Genomic DNA, 17,747 nt, shown 5'->3' with positions numbered 1-17,747 from the left:
GGTCAACGTTCTATGGGCCCTGATCCGTGACGGGAAGAGCTACGAGCCTGCACTCCCCGTCACATCAGCGGCTTGACAACATCATTAGGAGGTCACCGGGTCGTAGCGGAGCTGCCGGGGGCCGCTGACACAGGTACCCGACCGGTCGAAAAGCAGCACGTGGTAGTTCCTGAGTTCCTTGTGTTCGGAGACGGGCCGGTCGTGGGTCCGGCAGCGGATTCTGCTCGGTGAACCAGGAGCCCGGTATGGCCGGGGTGTTCACGAGGAAGCCCTGCTGCTGCCGAAAACGGGCGGCTTCGCCGTTGTCGTGATGGCGCACATCTGCCTTCCAGCGGCCGTCCGGGTCGTAGGTGAGGTCACCGTTCTCGGGGGTGTGGACCGCGTGGACGCCTTCGGCGCCGCCGAGACGGACGACGGCAAGGAACTCCTGCCGCGTGACAAGGACGGCACCCTGGAGCGGATCCACATCGTCTGACGTGTGGCGGCGGACGCGCGGCGCCGCCCGCCGCCGTTTGCCCGAGTGCTCCGGTACTTCAGTTCTCCGGTACCTCTACTCGGACCAGGCCTTGCGCATGTGGTCGCGGGCGTCGGTGGGGGCGGCGGAGCGCTCGAAGTCGCCCGGGGTGGTGCGGAAGACGCAGTCGATGCCGTACCGGTGGAGCAGCGCGACCTCGCGGTCGGCGGGGCGGCTCGGGAAGAGGCCGGTCAGGCGGTCAGCCGGCTCGGGGCTGTGAGGGGCGTAGTCGAGGAGCTGAGCGAGCGCCTCGCGGACGAAGCGGTGGTCGGCGCTGCGCTTGGCCTCGACGATCTCGGTCCCGTCGGGGCCGGTGACGTGAAGGTCGGTGATGCCGGCCGGAGTCTGCAGGCGCTGGATCAGCACGTCAGGGCGGCTGATGCTGGTGGTGTACTCGCGGACGAGCAGCGCCTCGGCGCGGCGGACGAGGACCGGCCTGGCGTCACGCTGGTAGGTCGTCTCCTGGGTGTGCAGGTTCTCGGTCGCGATGATCTGGGTACCGGCGTCGAGTGCGGCCGCGACGGCCGACTCCAGCGCGGTCAGCTCGAGGGCCGCGGCCGCGGTCTCGATGCCGAGCCCCTCGAGGACCTCCTCGGCCTGGGCACCCTGAAGTATCCGCAGGCCCATGAAGTTGTCGTTGGGGTTGAAGCTGGGAAGGTCCCAGATCTCCGTGTACGGGATCTGGGTGGGCTGGAACCTGGCGAGGCTGTACACGTTGTGCCAGCTGCCGTGCTTCGGGTCCTGCGACCACATCGTGTCGGCGAAGGCCGCGCTCCTGAACGTGACCCCCACCTCGCCGACTCCCCGCACGTGGTTGCCACCGGTGAACAGGACCACATCGCCCGCGCGCAGGCGCTGCATCTTCTTGTCCTGCGCCTTCGTCGCTCCCCAGAACCGGGCTTTCCCGGTGGGGTGGACCTCCAGCAGGGCGGTGCGCTGGTCGGGCGTCAGAGTGTCGGTGTGCGACGGTCCGGCGAAGTGGACTTCCTGGTCCAGGGTGTCCTTCCAGTGGCGGCGAGCGGCGGGGTTGCCGTACGAGGGCTGGATGGCGACGACGGTCATGCGGTGATCCCCCCAGGGAAGTCGGGAAAAGGTCGAGCGTAGACCCGCCACCGGTGTATCGCACGGAGGGGCAGTCGGTGGAGGGGCGTCGGCTTTCGCGATGTTCGAGTCCTCGAACTGACTGAAAACGAGGGCGGCGGCGCGATATCCTCGCAGCTCGTGAAGGATCGGCCCCGCGCGTGCGGGGATGTTCCCACCAGGCCACCGGGGACCTCCAGGGACAGGTGATCGGCCCCGCGTGTGCGGGGATGCTTTCTACACGCGATGCGGGGTGAGAAGCGTCCGCAGGTAGTCCTGTGTCAGGGAGTCGGTGGAATACAGCCGGGTCGCGACCGTGCCGCGGGTGGCGAGGACGCGGTAGGTGTTGAGCGCGTAGGGCAGGTAGCGCTCGGGCGACAGCCAGTTGAGCTGGGAGTCGCGGCTCTTCTCCGGTCGTGCGACCCAGCGGTCGCCGCGGCGGACGAGGTCGTCCCCGATGATGACCACGTTGTGGCTGTACTCCATTCCCTGGGCGGTGTAGACGCAGCCGACCTGCTGGTGACCGCCCGGATCGGTGGCCCAGAAAGGCCGCCCGGGAATGTCCGGTGCGTCGAACGCCGGGTCGTCCTCGCGGAAGTTCCACGGGCGGGCCCAACTGTTCTTGCCCTCCGGTCCGTTCCAGGTGACAGCGACCTCTGGTAGCAGGGGCGGCGTCGACGGCGACTCCCACGGCCAGCAGAACCCGGCCGTGATCCGGGCAGTGTCACCGGCGGCGATGTGGGTGTCGACCCAGTGCGTGAACTGGTCGGGGTCGTCGGCGAGGGCGAGGTCGTAGTCGGTGCCCTGCCACGCCGGAGCCGGCCCCGAAGGAGCGAGGAGCCGATCGATCCAGTGGTGGTACGCCTGCGAGCCGTTGCACCGGAACTGCGTGCTGAGCTCGATGTGGGAGAAGCCAAGGCCACGGCTGCTCGCATGCTGCCTGAGTTCGTCGAGCGTGACGCCCTCCGTGGGACGGATGATCTGGCGCTCGTCGAGGAAGAGAACGGTTACCGCCGCGTCCTCGATCAGCTTCCCCAGGACGATCGGAAAGCCCGTGCGCTGTTCGGCCGGCCCGGTGCGGGCCCGGTGGGCCTCGTCGATCAGGATGACGCTCTCCGAGGTGAGCCCGCCCGGCAGTTTGCCCGCGAAGGTCGTGATCAGTCCGCGTGAGTTCTCACCGACGGTGCGCTTCAGCTGCCGGGTGAGCGTGCCGGAGGGCGAGAGCAACCGCGGGTTCGCGTCCTCACGCCTGCACAGGTCGCCGAGGAGGCGACAGGCCACCGCGGTCTTCCCGGTGCCCGGCCCGCCGGTGACGACGATGATGTTTCCCGTTCGCCGGTGTTGCGCGGTGGCCACGGCGTGCAGGACGTCCTGTCGGGCGACATCCTGGGCACCGATGAGCTGGAACGCCTCATGTCCCTCGATCACCTTCCCGGCCCGGGCCAACAGCCCACGTGACGGACGGTGCTCGGCCTCCAGCAGGAACTGCACGTTCCGCTCGGTGGGCGGCCAGACGTCGGCACAGCCCAGGATCCGGGCAAGCTCACCCGGTGGCCGTGTGCCGGTCAGGTCCTCCCGCCCGAGCACGGGGAACCGCTCGGACGGTCCTCCGGCCGAGCGGGCTCGCAACTCGGCGATGAGATCCGAGGGAGCGTCGTGCAGCACGGCGACGCCCTTCGCGCGTGTCCGCACGTGATCCTGGGCGATCCAGTCCTCCAGGTAGCTCGCGTATCCACCGACCTGACGGGCCGGATGCTGCACGATTCGCTCACCGACCCGCACCAGCCCCGGCAACTGTGGATTGGTCTGCAGGTGGGTCCACTGCTTCAGTTCGACGGCCACCAGATCGAGGACGCCGTCCGTACCCTCACCGACCAGGAGGGCGTCCACCCGCTCGCCAGTCGCCGGCAGCGCGTACTCCAGCAGGATTCGCAGCCCACCCAGCTCCGCCGCCAGCAGGGCGTCCATCAGCGCCGGCCAGCTCCGCCGCCAACTCCGCACCTCCTGCACGCTGGGCCGCAGCCCGAAGAGGCGCGGAAAGCGCTGCTCGCACCCGGCGAAGAACTCCGGCTGTGTAACTTCCTTGGCGGCCGCGGTGACCGTTCCCCCGAACAGATACATGACACGATCTATACCAGCTGCCGCCGACGTCACAGGCTATGGGCCGAGATTCGATGGCCCGTCGCTGGGGCGGGAGGTGTTGCCCGCAGCTGTGTTCGGCTCACGGCAACGGGGGCCTGGCGCCGACGCGATGGGCAGGGCTCGCGGAGAGTATCGAGCAGCTCGAACTGGCTGAAAAGCGGGTGATGACGCGATATCCTCGCAGCTCACGAAGGGTCGGCCCCGCATGCGCGGGGATGGTCCCGCCCGGCTGTACCCGTCCTCGCCCATCTGGTTGTCGGCCCCGCATGCGCGGGGATGGTCCCGCCTGCGCGGTGAGCAGGTCGCGCGGGCTGCGGTCGGCCCCGCATGCGCGGGGATGGTCCCACCACGGCGCTGATCCTGCGCCTGTGGCTCGAGTCGGCCCCGCATGCGCGGGGATGGTCCCGCTCCACCCGCCGTACCCCGCCCGGAGGCCAGGTCGGCCCCGCATGCGCGGGGATGGTCCCGGGATGGTCTACGTCTCGGCTGTCGGCCGGCGGTGGGCCCCGCATGCGCGGGGATGGTTCCCCGAAGGACAGCGTGGAGACCCACCTGCATACGTCGGCCCCGCCCGCGCGGGGATGCTCCGGGGAAGCAGGGCGCACTCGTGGCGGCCGGCGCGTCGGCCCCGCACGCGCGGGGATGGTCCTCCGTCGGGCGAGGCTGCCCAGGAGATGCAGTCGTCGGCCCTGCACCTGCAGGGATGGTCCCGTTTGCGATCTGCGATCTGCCGGACCTGTAGTCGGCCCCGCGTGGTGGGGCTTCTCCTCGGTTGATGCCGGTCGGCCCCGTTTGCTGACCGGCATCATCAGTCAGGCGTGGACCGCCCCCTCGCCCGACCCGGCCCGGCCCCACCGCCCCTGGGTCAGGCGAGGGCGGGCGTCGGGCGGCGGGGGGTGGTGGTGGCGAGGGTCAGCAACTGGTCGCGGGCCGCCGCCAGGGAGCCGGCGGCGAGGTCGGTGAACTGGGCGAGGGCGGGCATCGCTGCGGCGCGGGTCAGTTCGGCGTGGACCAGGAAGAGGTTCTCCTTCCGTACGCCGAGGTCGCCGAAGTACGCCCGCAGGTAGGGCGCCTGGTGGTCGAAGGGCTCGCGCGGGGTGCCGGGGCCGTAGCCGCCGCCGCGGGCGGTGACGATCACCACGCGGGTGTCGCGCAGCAGGCTCTCGCCGGTGCGCGGGTCGGTGAAGGCGGCGGGGAAGGAGATCCGTTCGATCCAGGCCTTGAGGGCGGCGGGCACCGTGAAGTTGTACATCGGGACGCCGAGCAGCACGGTGTCCGCGGCCAGCACTTCCTCGACGAGCGGCAGGGTCAGCGCCCACTCCCGCTCCTCCGAGGCGTCCCGGACCCGCGCCGCCACCTCGGCCGGCGGGACCGTGCCCTGCTCGCCCAGCCGCCGGCCGAGCGTGACGTAGCCGGCGCCCAGCAGCGGTACCGGCTCGGCGGCCAGGTCGCGGTAGCGGTAGCCGGCGGTGCCGTGGTGGTCGCGCCAGGTGTCCGCGAAGAGGGCGGTGAGCTGTCGGCTGACCGAGGGGCCGGCGGGGCCGGCGGTGGAGTCCAGGTGCAGCAGGGACGGGGTGGTGTTCATTGCTCTCTCCTGTCACTTCGGCGCGATCGCGCACGTCATAGCGGTAGACGGAGTGGGTCGGGGAAAGGTGACCGGTGGAGAAAGGGCACGGGATGGACGAGGAGCGGGACGAGCTGGCCCGGCGGTTCGAGGAGCAGCGCGACCGGTTGCGCGCGGTCGCCTACCGGCTGCTGGGTTCGGCGAGCGAGGCGGAGGACGCCGTCCAGGAGGCCTGGCTGCGGCTCGGCCGGGTGGACGCGGCGCAGGTGGAGAATCTGCCCGCCTGGCTGCGCACGGTGGTCTCCCGGATCTGCCTCGACCTGCTGCGGTCGCGTGCCGCGCGCCGCGAGGAGCTGGCCGGGCAGCAGCCGCCCGACCAGCCCTGGGAGGACGGTGCCGGGGAGGGTGCGGACCCGGAGCGGGAGGCGCTGCTGGTGGAGTCGGTGGGCCGGGCGCTGCTCGTGGTGCTGGACCGGCTGGGCCCGGCCGAGCGGGTCGCCTTCGTGCTGCACGACCTGTTCGCCGTCCCGTTCGAGCAGATCGCGCCGATCGTGGAACGCACCCCGGTGGCCGCCAAGAAGCTGGCCAGCCGGGCGCGCCACCGGGTGCACGGCGTGCCCGGCCAGCTCGCCGGTGCCCGGCCCGCCGGCGAGCTGGCCGGGCACCGGCGGGTGGTCGAGGCTTTCCTGGCCGCCTCGCGCGGCGGCGATCTGGCGGGGCTGCTCGCGGTGCTGGCCCCCGATGTGGTGCGCCGGGCCGACCCGGCCGCCCTGCCGGCGGGGGTGGCGCTGGAGTCGCGCGGGGCGCGGGCGGTGGCCACCGAGACGCTCGTCTTCGGCCGCCGGGCGCGGTGGGCCGAGGCGGCCCTGGTCGACGGAGCGGTCGGCGTGGTCGTCGCGCCGCGTGGCCGGCTGGTGCTCGTCCTGGCCGTCACGGTCGCGGAGGACCGGATCGCGGCCTACGAGGTGATCGCCGACCCGGCGCGCCTGGCCCGGCTCGATCTGGCCGTCCTCGGGGATTGACCCGTGGCGGGAGGCGGCAGAGGCCGGAGCGGCGGTTCGGCGCGGCCGGAGGCACGATGGAACGAGGCTGTCCGGCCGGCGGCCTGGTTCCAACAGGCACGGAGGTGGTTGCGGTGGCAGAGGGCACTGGTGAGTCGCCGAGGGCGTCGGGATCCTCGGCCGTGGTGCATCCGATACGTGATCTGCTGCACGGGCTGTACGAGATGCGCCCGATGACGGTCTGGATCCTGGTGGGTTTCTCGATGGGACTGGGCCTGGTCGGCGCGCAGGTCACCACCCCGTGGCTGCTGGCGCTCTTCTCCGTGTTCTGGGGCGCGACGGTGCTGGCGATCCTGCTCGTGGTGGCCCGCAGCCTGGTGGAGCGGGGGAGCCACCACGGGCCGCGTCGCGTGGCGCATTGAGAACAGGAAGCCGGCAGTAGGTCACTGAGAGTGAGGGGCTGACCCGACCGAACGGTGGGCCGCGTGTCCGGGCGTTTCACAAGGAACGCCCGGGACACGCGGCCCACCCTCGCGCTGTCCGGAGCCCTCCGTCCCGTTCCTGTCCGATCACGCACCGGACGTTCGCAGCCTGTTCACCGAATTCCGGCGACGCAATGCCTGACATGTACGGCAGAGTCGTCCCGGACCGGTCGAACCATTTTCCGTGGCACAGCGAGGAACTGACGGAGAGGCAGGATCCCCATGTCCGGAATGACCCGACGCAGGCTGCTCGGTGCGGCGGCCGGTGTGGCCGGGGGTGCGGCGGCGATGACGCTGCTGCCGCCGAGCGTGCAGCAGGCGGTGGCAGCCGGGGTTCCCCGGCGCGGCTCACTGCGCGATGTGGAGCACGTGGTCCTGCTGATGCAGGAGAACCGCTCCTTCGATCACTACTTCGGCACCCTGTCCGGTGTCCGCGGCTTCAACGACCCGAACGCGCTGCGCCTGGACAACGGCCGTTCGGTCTTCTACCAGCCGGACAGCGTCAACCCCGACGGCTACCTGCTGCCGTTCCACCTGGACACCCGCACCACCAGTGCCCAGGCGATCCCGTCCACCAGCCACGCCTGGGCGGTGCAGCACCAGGCCTGGAACGGCGGCAGGATGGACCAGTGGCTGCCGGCCCACCGGGCCGCCGACGGCGTCAACGGGCCCTATGTGATGGGCTACTACACCCGTGACGACATCCCGTTCCAGTTCGCGCTGGCGGAGTCCTTCACCATCTGCGACAACTACTTCTGCTCGGTGCAGGGCCCGACCTGGCCGAACCGCCTCTACTGGATGACCGGTTCGATCGACCCGGACGGCACGGGCGGCGGCCCGATCATCCAGAACGCCGCGCCCACGCCGCTGACCTGGACCACCTATGCCGAGCAGCTGGAGGCGGCGGGGGTGAGCTGGAAGGTCTACCAGGAGGCCGACAACTACGGCACCGACGTGCTCTCGCTGTTCGCCAACTTCCAGCAGGCCAAGCCGGGTGACCCGCTGTACGACAAGGGCATGGCCGCGCAGCCGACCGGGACCTTCGAGGAGGACGCCCGCAACGGCCGCCTGCCGGCGGTCTCCTGGATCCTGCCGACCAGCTACCAGTCCGAGCACCCGGACTACCTGCCCGCCGCCGGCGCCGACTTCGTCGCCTCCAAGATCGAGGCGATCGCCGGCAACCCGGAGCTCTGGGCGAAGACCGTCTTCATCCTCAACTACGACGAGAACGACGGCTTGTTCGACCACGTGGCCCCGCCGGTGCCGGACGACCCGGACACGGACGGCGAGTTCATCCAGGGGCTGCCGATCGGCGGCGGCTTCCGGGTCCCGTGCATCATCGTCTCGCCGTGGACGGTGGGCGGTTGGGTCGCCTCGGAGTCCTTCGACCACACCTCGGTGCTGCAGTTCCTGGAGCGGTTCACCGGGGTCACCGCGGCCAACGTCACCGACTGGCGGCGTCAGACCTTCGGCGACCTCACCTCGGCCTTCCAGTTCCGCACCGGCACCTCGCGGCCGCCCGAGCTGCCCGACACCGCGGCGCAGCTCGCGCTGGCCGAGCACGAGGTGGCCACCAACCCGAAGCCGACGCTGCCCGGCGCCGACCAGCACTTCCCCCGGCAGGAGCCCGGCCGCCGCCACCACGTGCCGCCGCACCGCGGCTGACCGTCAGGGCCTTCCCCGACAAGCCCCGGGGCCTGTCGGGGAAGGCCCGGCGGCGAAGTTCCGTCGAGGCGGCCGTCCCGGCCAGGGTGCCGGGGCGGCCGCCTCACCTGTCGGCCCCTTCGGGCGCGGCGGGCGTCGTGTCGGGGAGCAGCTCGCTGCGCCACTTGCGCGCGTAGCGCTCCACCAGGTGCCGCAGCACGGTGACCGTGGTGGCGACGTCCGGTTCGGGGATGCCGTCGAGGGCGTTGTCCAGGCTGGTGATGTTGGCCTGTTTCAGACGGTTGAGCATCTCCTGACCCTCGTCCGTGAGGGCCACCTGCCGGGCCCGGCGGTCGAGCGCGTCGGGTGTGCGCTCCACCAGCCGCTGGGCCTGCAGCCGGTCGATCTGACGGGTGACGTGGGACGGCTCGACCATCATCCAGGCGGCCAGGTCACCCACCCGGCTGGCCTCGGTGGCCTCGGCGAGCGCGCGCAGCAGGTAGATGTCCGAGCGGGCGGCTGTGATGCCGGCCCGGGCCGTCTGGTGCTCGTGCGTCTGCGAACGGGTCAGCAGGTAGGCCATCGAGGCCAGCACCGCCTCCAGCTCTGATGTGGCGGCCTGATTGTCTGTCGCGTCCGGCATGGGGGAACCTTAGCGAGCCCGTCCGACGCCCGGTCGTCACTCGCCGGGATTCCGGCCCGGCCGGAGGTGTCGGGCGGCTCCGGAGCGGCCCCCCGGAGCCCGCTCCGGGGCGGAGGGGGCTCCGGGACGGTCGGGTCTCAGGCGGGGGAGCCGGCGGTGAAATCGACGTCCGCGGTGTTGACGGTGCCCGCGGTCCGGCCGGGGGCCAGGTGGTACTGCCAGTACAGGTTGGTGTGGGCGATGACCTGGGCGGGAGCGGGGGCGCCGAACCGCGTCAGGTCCTCGGTGGTGTGGGCGTCGCCGACCAGTGTCGTGTCGTAGCCGCGGGTGATCGCGCCGTGCAGCGTCGAGCGGATGCACGCGTCGGTCTGCGCCCCCGAGACGAAGAGCCGGCCGACGCCGCGCTCGGCGAGCACCGCCTCCAGCTCGGTCTCCTCGAAGGAGTCGCCGTAGGCCTTCTGCACCAGGGCCTCGGCGTCGCGGCGCACGAGCTCGGGCACGTACTGCCAGCTCTCGCTGTCCCTGGGCAGCTCGTCGCTGTTGTGCTGGACCCAGACGACGTCGACGTCGGCCGCGCGCGCCTTGTCGACCAGGGCGGCGATGTTGGCGATGACGCGGTCGCGGTCGTGGGCCCGTGCCACGACGCCGTTCTGCACGTCGATGACGATCACGGCGCTCTTCGGCCGGTTGTCGAGCGTGGTCATGGTTTCCCCCTTGACGCAGGTCGATCGTGGTCACGAATCAGACTAGTCGCTGACCGGTTTTCGGACAGATTCGGGTCGCACCCGAATGGCTCTTTCGTCACCACGGAACGCGAGTTAGCGTGACGGTGGGTTAGTTGCTTAGGGCATGTAACAGTCCTGAGCGTTATCCGCTCCGGGAAGGGAGCCCCACCATGGCCACCGCCGCCTCCACCCCCCAACTCACCGCCCCCGCACCCCGGGGGGCCTGCCCCTTCGCCCCGCCGCCCGCCTACCAGCAGGCCCACCGCGAGTCGCCGATCACCCGCATCTCGCTCTGGGACGGCTCCACCCCCTGGCTGATCACCCGGCACGAGGACATCAGGACGGTGCTCGGCGACACCCGCTTCAGCGCCGACGCCACCCGCACCGGCTTCCCGTTCCTCAGCGCCGGCGCACAGGAGCTGAGCACCGGGCGGCCCACCCTGATCCGGATGGACGACCCGGAGCACTCCCGGCTGCGCCGGATGCTCACCGGCGACTTCATGATCAAGAAGGTCGAGACGCTCCGCCCCGAGATCCAGCGGATCACCGACGACCTGCTCGACCGGATGACCGCCGACCAGTCGTCCGCCGACCTGGTGGCCGAGTTCGCACTGCCGCTGCCGTCCCTGGTCATCTGCCTGCTGCTCGGCGTCCCCTACGAGGAGCACGAGTTCTTCCAGGAGCGCAGCCGGATCCTGCTGCGCCGGGACTCGGACCCCGCGCTGGTGCGCATCGCCCAGGACGAGCTGGGCGACTACCTGACCAAGCTGACCGAGGCCAAGCGCACCGCGCCCGACGACGGCATCCTCAGCCGCCTGCTCGCCCGCGGCGAGCTGACGGTCGAGGAGATCGCCACCACCGCCCGCCTGCTGCTGATCGCCGGGCACGAGACCACGGCGAACATGACCGCGCTCTCGGTCCTGGCCCTGCTGCGCAACCCCGAGCAGCTGGCGCTGCTGCGCGATCACCCGGAGCAGGCCCCGCACGCGGTCGAGGAGTTGCTGCGCTACCTGACCATCGTGCACTCGGGTCTGAGCCGGGTGGCCACCGAGGACCTGACCCTCGGGGGTGTCGAGATGCGGGCCGGCGACGGCGTGCTGCTGCTGCTGAACACCGCGAACCGGGACGAGCAGGAGTTCCCGGCCGGCGACGACCTGGACCTGACCCGCGATGCCCGCCGCCACCTGGCGTTCGGCTTCGGCGTCCACCAGTGCCTGGGGCAGCCGCTGGCCCGGCTGGAGCTGCAGGTCGCGCTCACCAGCATCCTGGACCGGCTGCCCGGGCTGCGGCTGGCGGTGCCGTTCGAGGAGCTGCGGTTCCGCCACGAGATGCTCGTCTACGGTCTGCACGAGCTGCCGCTCGCCTGGTGACAGTCGGTCACCGATTCCGGCCGGATGCGAGGCAGCCTCAGTAGCGTCCTCAAGTACCGGCCGACACAGTGCAGTTCCAAGAAGAGTGAAGTTCCGGGAACAGTCAAGTCGAGAACATCAAGTCGAGAACAGTCAAGTTCCGAAGGGAAAGCCATGCGCGTCCACATCGACCAGGACAAGTGCTGCGGGGCCGGACACTGCGTGCTCGCGGCGCCGGAGGTCTTCGACCAGCGGGACGAGGACGGCATCGTCGTCCTGCTCGACGCCGAGCCGCCGGCCGAACTCCACCAGGCCGTCCGCGAGGCCGCCGGTGTCTGCCCCGCCGCTGCGATCCGCCTGGAACTGGTGTGACCGTACTGCGGGAGGTGGCCGTGGTCGGGGCCGGCGCGGCGGGTCTGCACGCCGCCGAGGCGCTGCGCCGGGCCGGCTACGACGGCCGCCTCACCCTGATCGGCGCCGAGCCCGAGGCGCCCTACGACCGCCCGCCGCTCTCCAAGCACCTGCTGGGCGGTGCCTGGCAGCCGGACCGGCTGGCGCTGCGCGGCCCGGAGGCGCTGGGCGAGCTCGACCTCGATCTGCGCCTCGGGGTGCGCGCCGAACGCCTGGACCGCCGCGAGCGCACCGTGCACCTGGCGGACGGCGGGCGGGTGCGCGGTGACGCCGTCATCCTGGCCACCGGGGTCAGGGCCCGCCGGCTGCCCGGTGCCACCGAGCCGCTGGCCGGCGCCCACGTGCTGCGCACCCTCGCGGACGCGCTCGCACTGCGCGAGGAACTGAAGCCCGGGGTAAGGCTGTTGGTGGTCGGCGGCGGGCTGCTCGGGGCCGAGGCGGCGGCCACCGCGGTCGGCCTCGGGGCGGAGGTGAGTTGGCTGGTCTCCTCCGCCACGCCGCTGGCCGGCGTGCTGGGCACCGAGACGGCCGCCCTGCTGACCGGGCTCCACCGCGAGCACGGGGTGCGGATCCGCCGGGGGGTGGCCGAGGAGGTCACCCGGCAGCGCGACCGGGCCACCGGGGTGCGGCTGGCCGACGGCTCCGAACTCGCGGCCGACGTCGTGCTGATGGCGATCGGCTCCGAGCCGGAGACCGGCTGGCTGGCCGACAGCGGCGTGCCGCTGGAGGACGGCGTGGCCTGCGACGCGTACTGCGCCGCCGGGCCCGGCGTCTGGGCGGCCGGCGACGCCGCCGCCTGGCCCGAGCCGGGCACCGGCCGGCGCCGGCGGGTCGAACAGCGCACCAACGCGACCGAGCAGGCGGCCACCGCCGCCCACAACCTGCTGGCCGGTCAGGAGGGTGACCGTCGGCCCTACGAGCCGGTGCCGTACCTGTGGACCGACCAGTACGACCTGCGGGTGCAGGCCTACGGCAGGCCGGGTGGCGCCGACCGGTTCGAGGTGGTCGACGGCAGCCTGGCGGAGCGGCGGTTCGCCGCCGCCTGCGTGCGGGACGGGGTGGTCCGCGGGGCGGTGGGGATCGGCGCCGCGCGGGCGCTGCGCGCGGTGCGGGCGCAGGTGGCTGCCGGGAGCCCGTGGCCGCCTGCGGCGTGAGGGGCCGGATGCGGTGAGCGTGCGGCGGGGCGGGGCGTGTGGGGGCGGGGCATCGGTGCCGCGCCCGCGCGTCCCGCCCTGCCCGCGCGTCCTGCCCGATCGCGCGGCCCGCACGTCCTGCCCCGCTCGCGCGGCCCCGCGTGGCTCAGTGGCCCGCGACGACCAGGCGCTACCCGTAGTCCACGCTGTTACCGGTCGCTCAGTTGTCCGCGGCCGGGCGCCGGTAGCTGCGGCCGTCCCGGGTGCGGGTGAGCCGGCCGCTCTCCACCAGGTAGCGGCGCAGCGCCGAGCAGTCGTCGTGCACGGTGCGCAGGGCCTCGTTGACCTCGGGCTCGCTGTACTGGTGCGCCGGTTCGAAGAGGGTGCTGGCGAGGTGGTCGAGCAGGGCGTCCCGGCGGGCCGTCTTGCGCGGGATCGTCGTGAGCCGGCCGTGCTGGAAGAGGGCGGCCAGGGTGGTGGGCGGTTGGTGCATCGGTCTCTCCCTGCACAGGACGGTGCTGTTCGGCGATTTCCACGGTGAGGCTGTCAGACCGGAGCGCCCCGGGTCATCCGGTTTTCCCCTGGGCGGTCAGCCGGGTGAGCAGGCGGAAGCGTTCGAGGACCACCGGGGTGCTGTCGTCCACCGTGAAGTGCGGGTCACCGAGCGCCTCGCGCACCTGTGCGCCGTGCCAGAACTCCTCGTGCACGGCGCGCCATTCGGCCACCGTCCGGCAGCCTTCGCCCTCGTCCAGCGCATGGGCCAGGTCCACCTCGCGCAGCGGTACCACGCGCACCTCCGTCACCTCGATGACGGCGACCGGACGTGCGGCGGAGTCGATCACCACGGTGCGCTCACCGACGCGGGGCAGTGCCTCGTTCTCGTGCTCGTAGTCGGCGAGCAGGCCGGTGGTGGAGGTCTTGGAACCGTCCAGGATCGCGGCGACGAGCTGGTCGCGGAGCGGTCCGGGGAAGCCGAACTCGGCGGGTGGCAGCCCCTCGTGGGCCTCGGCGGGGGTGGGGTCGTCGGTCATGGGGGCGAGCCTAGGCGGCGCGGGCCGCGATGGACCACGGGTTATCGCCGCCCGGTGCGGCACCCGCCGAGGGTGCCGCACCGGGGCTGCCGGATGCCGGGGATCAGTGGCCCGGCTTGGCCAGCAGCAGCTCGGTGTTGTGGTCCAGCGAAGTGCCGAGCTTGACCGCGGGCGTGGCGTAGGGGTCGTTGAAGGCCAGCTCGCGGTAGAGCGCGGCCAGGCCCTCGTCGGAGGTGTCCGAGAAGTCGGTGGCGTAGCGGGCGGCCGACTCGATCAGGGTGGTGAAGAGCGAGATGGTGCCGTCGCCGTTGTCGGTGATCTCGATGACCCGGGCCTGCTGCGGATAGTCGATGTGCGAGGCGGTGTTGATCTCCCAGAACGCGCGCTCGGGCACGGCGTTGCCGTGGGCGGTGATCCGGTTCTCGTGGCTGTGCCCGTTCACCCAGGCCACCACGTTCGGGTAGCGCTGCAGCAGGGCGACCAGCTCGTCGCCGTTGTGCCGCTTCTCGAAGAGGTGGCGCGGGTCGGGCAGCAGGTTGCCCATGGTGGTGCTGGTGTGGTGGCTGAACAGCACGATCAGGTCGTTGCCGTGGCTGCCGCGCACCGTGCTGCCGTCGGTGTTGTACCAGTGGTCGCTGTGCGCCTGCAGCTGCTGTTCGAGCCAGTTCAACTGGGCGGTGCCGATGGAGCCGTCGGCGAAACCGGCGGCGTTGGTGGTGTCCAGGCTGATGCCGACCACCCCGTCCGCTATCCGGCAGGTGTAGTAGAGCGTGCCGCTGGCGGCGGCGGCCGCGGTGAAGCCGTGGCCGAACGGACCGGCGCCGGTGTAGGCGGGGTTGAGGTGCGCCTGCGCGAACTCCTTGACGCTGAAGGGCTTGCGGCGGCTGTCCGGGGTCACCTCGCGCACCGCGTCGGCGTCCGTCAGCAGCCGGCCCAGCAGCAGCACGGCCTGGGCCGGGTCGTGCTGGAGCAGTCCGGCCAGCTTGGCGGCGTCCGCGTCGTCGCAGCCCTCGATCTTGCGGTCGCCGGTGTAGATGGAGTTGAGCAGGCCGAGGTCGGGCAGGGTGCCCTCGATGCTGTCGTCGTGGTTGCCGACCGTGGTGTACCACGGGACCTTCAGGCCGGGTGCCGAGAACGGCCGGCCCGCCGCGCCGAGGAAGCCGGGCACCTCGGGGAAGCCGGCCGTCTTGTAGGAATCCCGGTAGGAGAGCTCGGGGTTCCAGTAGATGCTGCTGCCGGAGTTCTGCACGCCCTCGTAGCGGGTCGGGTCACCGCTGTTGGGGGTCACCTGGCCGCCGCTCATGACCGAGAGGTACCAGTCGAGTTCGATGTGCTCGTGGTTGTCGGTGTTGTCACCGGTGGCCATCACCAGGCTGAACGGCAGGCCGGTGTACGGGCCGGTGCCGAGCGAGTTGACGCGCTCGACCAGCGAGGAGGCACCGCGCACGGTGAGCGCCTCCTGCGGCCGGTAGGCGGCGTCGTTCCAGCGGGCCAGGTACTCGAACCGCAGCGGGGACTCGGTGTCCGCCAGGTGCAGGTCGGTGAACTGGACGAAGCTGGCCAGCGGGGTTCTGCGGTCGTCGCGCCCGGTCCGGGCGGTGGCGAGGTCACCGCGGACGGCCAGCGGCCAGCCGGGACCGGCCAGCAGGCGACGGTAGCCGGTGGTGCCGACGGGCGTTGCCACCTGCTCCAGCGTGGTGCCGGCGACGTCGACGGCGCGCGCGGCGGTGGTCGCCAGCGCGCGGTCCAGCTCGGCCGCCGAGGCGAAGGTTCCGCCGGCCAGGGAGAGCGCCGCCCCGGCGCTGGCGGCACTGGCGCCGGTGATGAAGCGGCGTCGACTGATCGCTGACATGGGGAACCCCTCCTGACGGTGCGGCAGCCTCCTGGTGGCCACCGGCTGCGGATGCTACTCGCAGGTAGCCTGACCTGCGTAGTCCCGTGCGCGAACAGGACCACAACAGTGGGGGACGGCTCGGTGGAGACGGTGCCCGGTGGGTGGCGGGGGGTTCGGGTGGGTCAGCGGATGCGTTCAAGTGTTCTCATATGCCCTTCCTGTTCGATTAATTGCGCACGGATGTGCTGACGGAAGAGCGGCTCATCCTTTTCCCGGTCGTCACATAGGCCTCTTGGGCAACAAAATGACCAGATCTACGGGTGACAGTTCAGCGGACTCATAAAAACCCCGCGCGCCGGTTGTTTCAAAACGTCTATTCACGTCAACATACTTGTCCTGTCGCGCATTCGTCCCATGCCCCGAAAGGAAGACGCCCGTGGCAACTGAGCAGTCCGCCGCGTCCCCCGCCCCAGTCGAGATCGCCGACCCCGCCCCGCTGGGCCTGGCCGGCTTCGCCATGACGACCTTCGTCCTGAGCTGCTTCAACGCCAACCTGCTGGACGCGAAGGTGGGCGCCGTGGTGCTGCCCCTCGCCCTCGCCTACGGCGGCGTGGCCCAGTTGCTGGCCGGGATGTGGGAGTTCCGCAAGGGCAACACCTTCGGTGCCACCGCGTTCAGCTCCTTCGGCGCGTTCTGGCTCGCCTACTACTTCCTGGCGAAGGACGTGTTGCCGGGGCTCGACAGTAATCCGCATGAGCACCAAGGTGTTGGGCTCTTCCTGCTCGCCTGGACGATCTTCACCGCCTACATGTCGGTGGCCGCGCTGCGGGTCAGTGGGGCGGTGCTGGCCGTCTTCGTGTCGCTGACCGTCACGTTCGCGCTGCTCGCGGCCGGCTCCTTCGGGCCCTACGACAGCGTCACCAAGGCCGGCGGCTGGCTGGGCCTGCTCACCGCGGTGCTGGCCTGGTACGCCTCGTTCGCCGGTGTCACGGCCTACACCTTCAAGCGGCCGATCCTGCCCACCTGGCCGGCCCGCTGAGCCCGCGGGGCTGAGGACCGGTCCGGGCCGGGCGCCGCTGGGGTGGTGCCCGGCCCGGACGTGTCCGGACCCGCGAGGCGGAGGCCGTGGCACCCGCTGGTCCGCCGCCTCGCTGCCGGGCGCGCCCGGCGACCCGCTGTCCACCGACCGCAGTGGACCCGCGGCGGCCTCCGGCCTCAGCGGCCCACCATGCCCAGCAGGTCCCCGACCGCCTGGAGCACGGCGTCCTGACGTTCCTCGTGCAGCCAGGCGTGCCCGGCGTCGAGGAGGACGCGCTGCTCGCCGCGCGGCACCTCGGCGGCGAGCTGCGCGTGCAGGCGGTGCTTGCCCTCGTTCATTTCCCGGGCGGTCTCCTCGGACCACAGCTGGACCTGAACGGGATCGACCCCCATCGCGGTCAGCACGATCAGCGGGATGTCGGGCAGCGGGGGTGCCTGCCGCAGCTCCTCGGCCACCTCGACGTAGAGGTTGCGACCCTCGGCCAGGCCGCTGCGCCAGGTGGCGAGGTGGCGCTCGATCAGCGGTTCGCGCACCTCCTGCGGCCAGTTGGCGAACGTCGGGCCGAGCGCCTCGCGGGCCCGGTGGAGTTGGTCGTCGGTCGGCTCCGGGGGCTGCGAGTCGTGCAGCTCGGTCAGCTTCGCGCGAATCTGCTCGGAGGCGAGGCTCAGCATGGACTCGTGGAAGGGGTCCAGCAGCAGCAGTCCGGCCACCTCGCCCGGGAAGCGGCGCGCGTAGTGGCGCGCGTAGGCGCCGCCGAGCGAGTGGCCGACCAGCACGTACGGCCCCGGCAGTGCGGCGGCGCGCAGCAGCTCGCGCAGCTCGTCGGTGACCTCGGCGGCGGTCCGGGGGAGCGCGACCGGGTCGCTCCAGCCGTTGCCCGCCCGGTCGTAGAGCACGCTGCGGGTCAGCTCGGCGACCCGGTCGTGGATGTTGAGGTAGTCGAGGCTCATGGCGCCGGACCCGGCCAGGAAGACCACGGTCGGGCCGCCGATGCCGGAGCGGTGCAGCAGGAGCTGTCGGCCGCCGGCCTCGAAGTGGCGCCCCAGCGGCGGGGTGGCCAGGGCGGTGCCGGCGCTTGTGGTGGTGCTCGCGGTGGCGCTCGGGTCGGTGGGCGACGGCTGTGGCATCGGTGTGCTCCCTCGACGATCTGACGGT

General features: G+C 71.7%; 16 protein-coding genes and 1 CRISPR repeat array. Of the genes, 7 read left to right on the top strand and 9 right to left on the bottom strand.

Annotation, left to right across the window (positions count from 1 at the left end):
* Window positions 1-550: 550 nt before the first annotated feature.
* The 3 genes from ACFZB9_RS35060 to ACFZB9_RS35050 all read right to left on the bottom strand — a co-directional run bounded on the left by ACFZB9_RS35060 (window position 551) and on the right by ACFZB9_RS35050 (window position 5,321).
* Window positions 551-1,576 carry a hypothetical protein gene (locus ACFZB9_RS35060; protein WP_391453957.1) on the bottom strand — a complete coding sequence of 342 codons (1,026 nt, stop codon included), beginning with the start codon at window positions 1,574-1,576 and terminating at the stop codon, window positions 551-553.
* A gap of 255 nt (window positions 1,577-1,831) precedes the next feature.
* Window positions 1,832-3,715, bottom strand: coding sequence for a DNA/RNA helicase domain-containing protein (locus ACFZB9_RS35055; protein WP_391453956.1), 1,884 nt, complete (start codon window positions 3,713-3,715; stop codon window positions 1,832-1,834).
* A gap of 215 nt (window positions 3,716-3,930) precedes the next feature.
* A CRISPR array of direct repeats spans window positions 3,931-4,447; the repeat unit is 29 nt; unit sequence GTCGGCCCCGCATGCGCGGGGATGGTCCC.
* Between the two features lie 154 nt (window positions 4,448-4,601).
* On the bottom strand, window positions 4,602-5,321 hold the full coding sequence (locus tag ACFZB9_RS35050) for an FMN-dependent NADH-azoreductase (RefSeq protein WP_391453954.1): 720 nt from the start codon (window positions 5,319-5,321) through the stop codon (window positions 4,602-4,604).
* Between the two features lie 92 nt (window positions 5,322-5,413).
* Between ACFZB9_RS35050 and ACFZB9_RS35045 the strand changes: the two genes are divergently transcribed.
* From ACFZB9_RS35045 to ACFZB9_RS35035, 3 genes are all read left to right on the top strand, one after another.
* Window positions 5,414-6,322 carry a sigma-70 family RNA polymerase sigma factor gene (locus tag ACFZB9_RS35045; protein ID WP_391453965.1) on the top strand — a complete coding sequence of 303 codons (909 nt, stop codon included), beginning with the start codon at window positions 5,414-5,416 and terminating at the stop codon, window positions 6,320-6,322.
* 164 nt (window positions 6,323-6,486) lie between these two features.
* Window positions 6,487-6,723 (top strand): hypothetical protein, encoded by a 237-nt coding sequence (locus ACFZB9_RS35040; protein ID WP_391453953.1) that lies wholly within the window; start codon window positions 6,487-6,489, stop codon window positions 6,721-6,723.
* 282 nt (window positions 6,724-7,005) lie between these two features.
* Window positions 7,006-8,448: an alkaline phosphatase family protein gene (locus ACFZB9_RS35035; RefSeq protein WP_391453952.1), complete on the top strand. Its 1,443-nt coding sequence runs from the start codon at window positions 7,006-7,008 to the stop codon at window positions 8,446-8,448.
* Between the two features lie 103 nt (window positions 8,449-8,551).
* Here the strand turns inward: ACFZB9_RS35035 and ACFZB9_RS35030 are convergent, their stop codons facing one another.
* A complete protein-coding gene (locus ACFZB9_RS35030; RefSeq protein ID WP_391453950.1) occupies window positions 8,552-9,070 on the bottom strand; it encodes a MarR family winged helix-turn-helix transcriptional regulator in 519 nt (172 codons plus the stop codon).
* A 137-nt stretch (window positions 9,071-9,207) separates the two neighbouring features.
* Window positions 9,208-9,774 (bottom strand): isochorismatase family protein, encoded by a 567-nt coding sequence (locus tag ACFZB9_RS35025; protein WP_391453949.1) that lies wholly within the window; start codon window positions 9,772-9,774, stop codon window positions 9,208-9,210.
* Between the two features lie 191 nt (window positions 9,775-9,965).
* On the opposite strand from ACFZB9_RS35025, the gene ACFZB9_RS35020 reads away from it, so the two are divergent.
* The 3 genes from ACFZB9_RS35020 to ACFZB9_RS35010 all read left to right on the top strand — a co-directional run bounded on the left by ACFZB9_RS35020 (window position 9,966) and on the right by ACFZB9_RS35010 (window position 12,709).
* Complete coding sequence (locus ACFZB9_RS35020; protein ID WP_391453948.1) at window positions 9,966-11,165, top strand: cytochrome P450; 1,200 nt, start codon at window positions 9,966-9,968, stop codon at window positions 11,163-11,165.
* 153 nt (window positions 11,166-11,318) lie between these two features.
* A complete protein-coding gene (locus ACFZB9_RS35015; RefSeq protein WP_327070649.1) occupies window positions 11,319-11,516 on the top strand; it encodes a ferredoxin in 198 nt (65 codons plus the stop codon).
* Window positions 11,513-12,709 carry an NAD(P)/FAD-dependent oxidoreductase gene (locus ACFZB9_RS35010; RefSeq protein WP_391453945.1) on the top strand — a complete coding sequence of 399 codons (1,197 nt, stop codon included), beginning with the start codon at window positions 11,513-11,515 and terminating at the stop codon, window positions 12,707-12,709. The genes ACFZB9_RS35015 and ACFZB9_RS35010 overlap by 4 nt, the downstream gene beginning before the upstream one ends.
* A gap of 199 nt (window positions 12,710-12,908) precedes the next feature.
* Here ACFZB9_RS35010 and ACFZB9_RS35005 read toward each other — a convergent pair whose 3' ends face one another.
* From ACFZB9_RS35005 to ACFZB9_RS34995, 3 genes are all read right to left on the bottom strand, one after another.
* Window positions 12,909-13,181 carry a DUF2087 domain-containing protein gene (locus ACFZB9_RS35005; protein ID WP_391453944.1) on the bottom strand — a complete coding sequence of 91 codons (273 nt, stop codon included), beginning with the start codon at window positions 13,179-13,181 and terminating at the stop codon, window positions 12,909-12,911.
* 73 nt (window positions 13,182-13,254) lie between these two features.
* Window positions 13,255-13,719: an ASCH domain-containing protein gene (locus ACFZB9_RS35000; protein ID WP_391453942.1), complete on the bottom strand. Its 465-nt coding sequence runs from the start codon at window positions 13,717-13,719 to the stop codon at window positions 13,255-13,257.
* 103 nt (window positions 13,720-13,822) lie between these two features.
* Complete coding sequence (locus tag ACFZB9_RS34995) at window positions 13,823-15,571, bottom strand: TIGR03767 family metallophosphoesterase (RefSeq protein ID WP_391453940.1); 1,749 nt, start codon at window positions 15,569-15,571, stop codon at window positions 13,823-13,825.
* A 418-nt stretch (window positions 15,572-15,989) separates the two neighbouring features.
* On the opposite strand from ACFZB9_RS34995, the gene ACFZB9_RS34990 reads away from it, so the two are divergent.
* Window positions 15,990-16,592 (top strand): acetate uptake transporter, encoded by a 603-nt coding sequence (locus ACFZB9_RS34990; protein ID WP_391453939.1) that lies wholly within the window; start codon window positions 15,990-15,992, stop codon window positions 16,590-16,592.
* Window positions 16,593-16,768: 176 nt separating this feature from the next.
* On the opposite strand, the gene ACFZB9_RS34985 is transcribed toward ACFZB9_RS34990, so the two are convergent.
* Window positions 16,769-17,719: an alpha/beta fold hydrolase gene (locus ACFZB9_RS34985; protein WP_391453937.1), complete on the bottom strand. Its 951-nt coding sequence runs from the start codon at window positions 17,717-17,719 to the stop codon at window positions 16,769-16,771.
* Window positions 17,720-17,747: the final 28 nt, after the last annotated feature.

The organism is Kitasatospora sp. NPDC008050, from assembly GCF_042957465.1.
Lineage (GTDB): Bacteria > Actinomycetota > Actinomycetes > Streptomycetales > Streptomycetaceae > Kitasatospora.
This window is presented reverse-complemented; position numbering and strand designations above follow the sequence as displayed.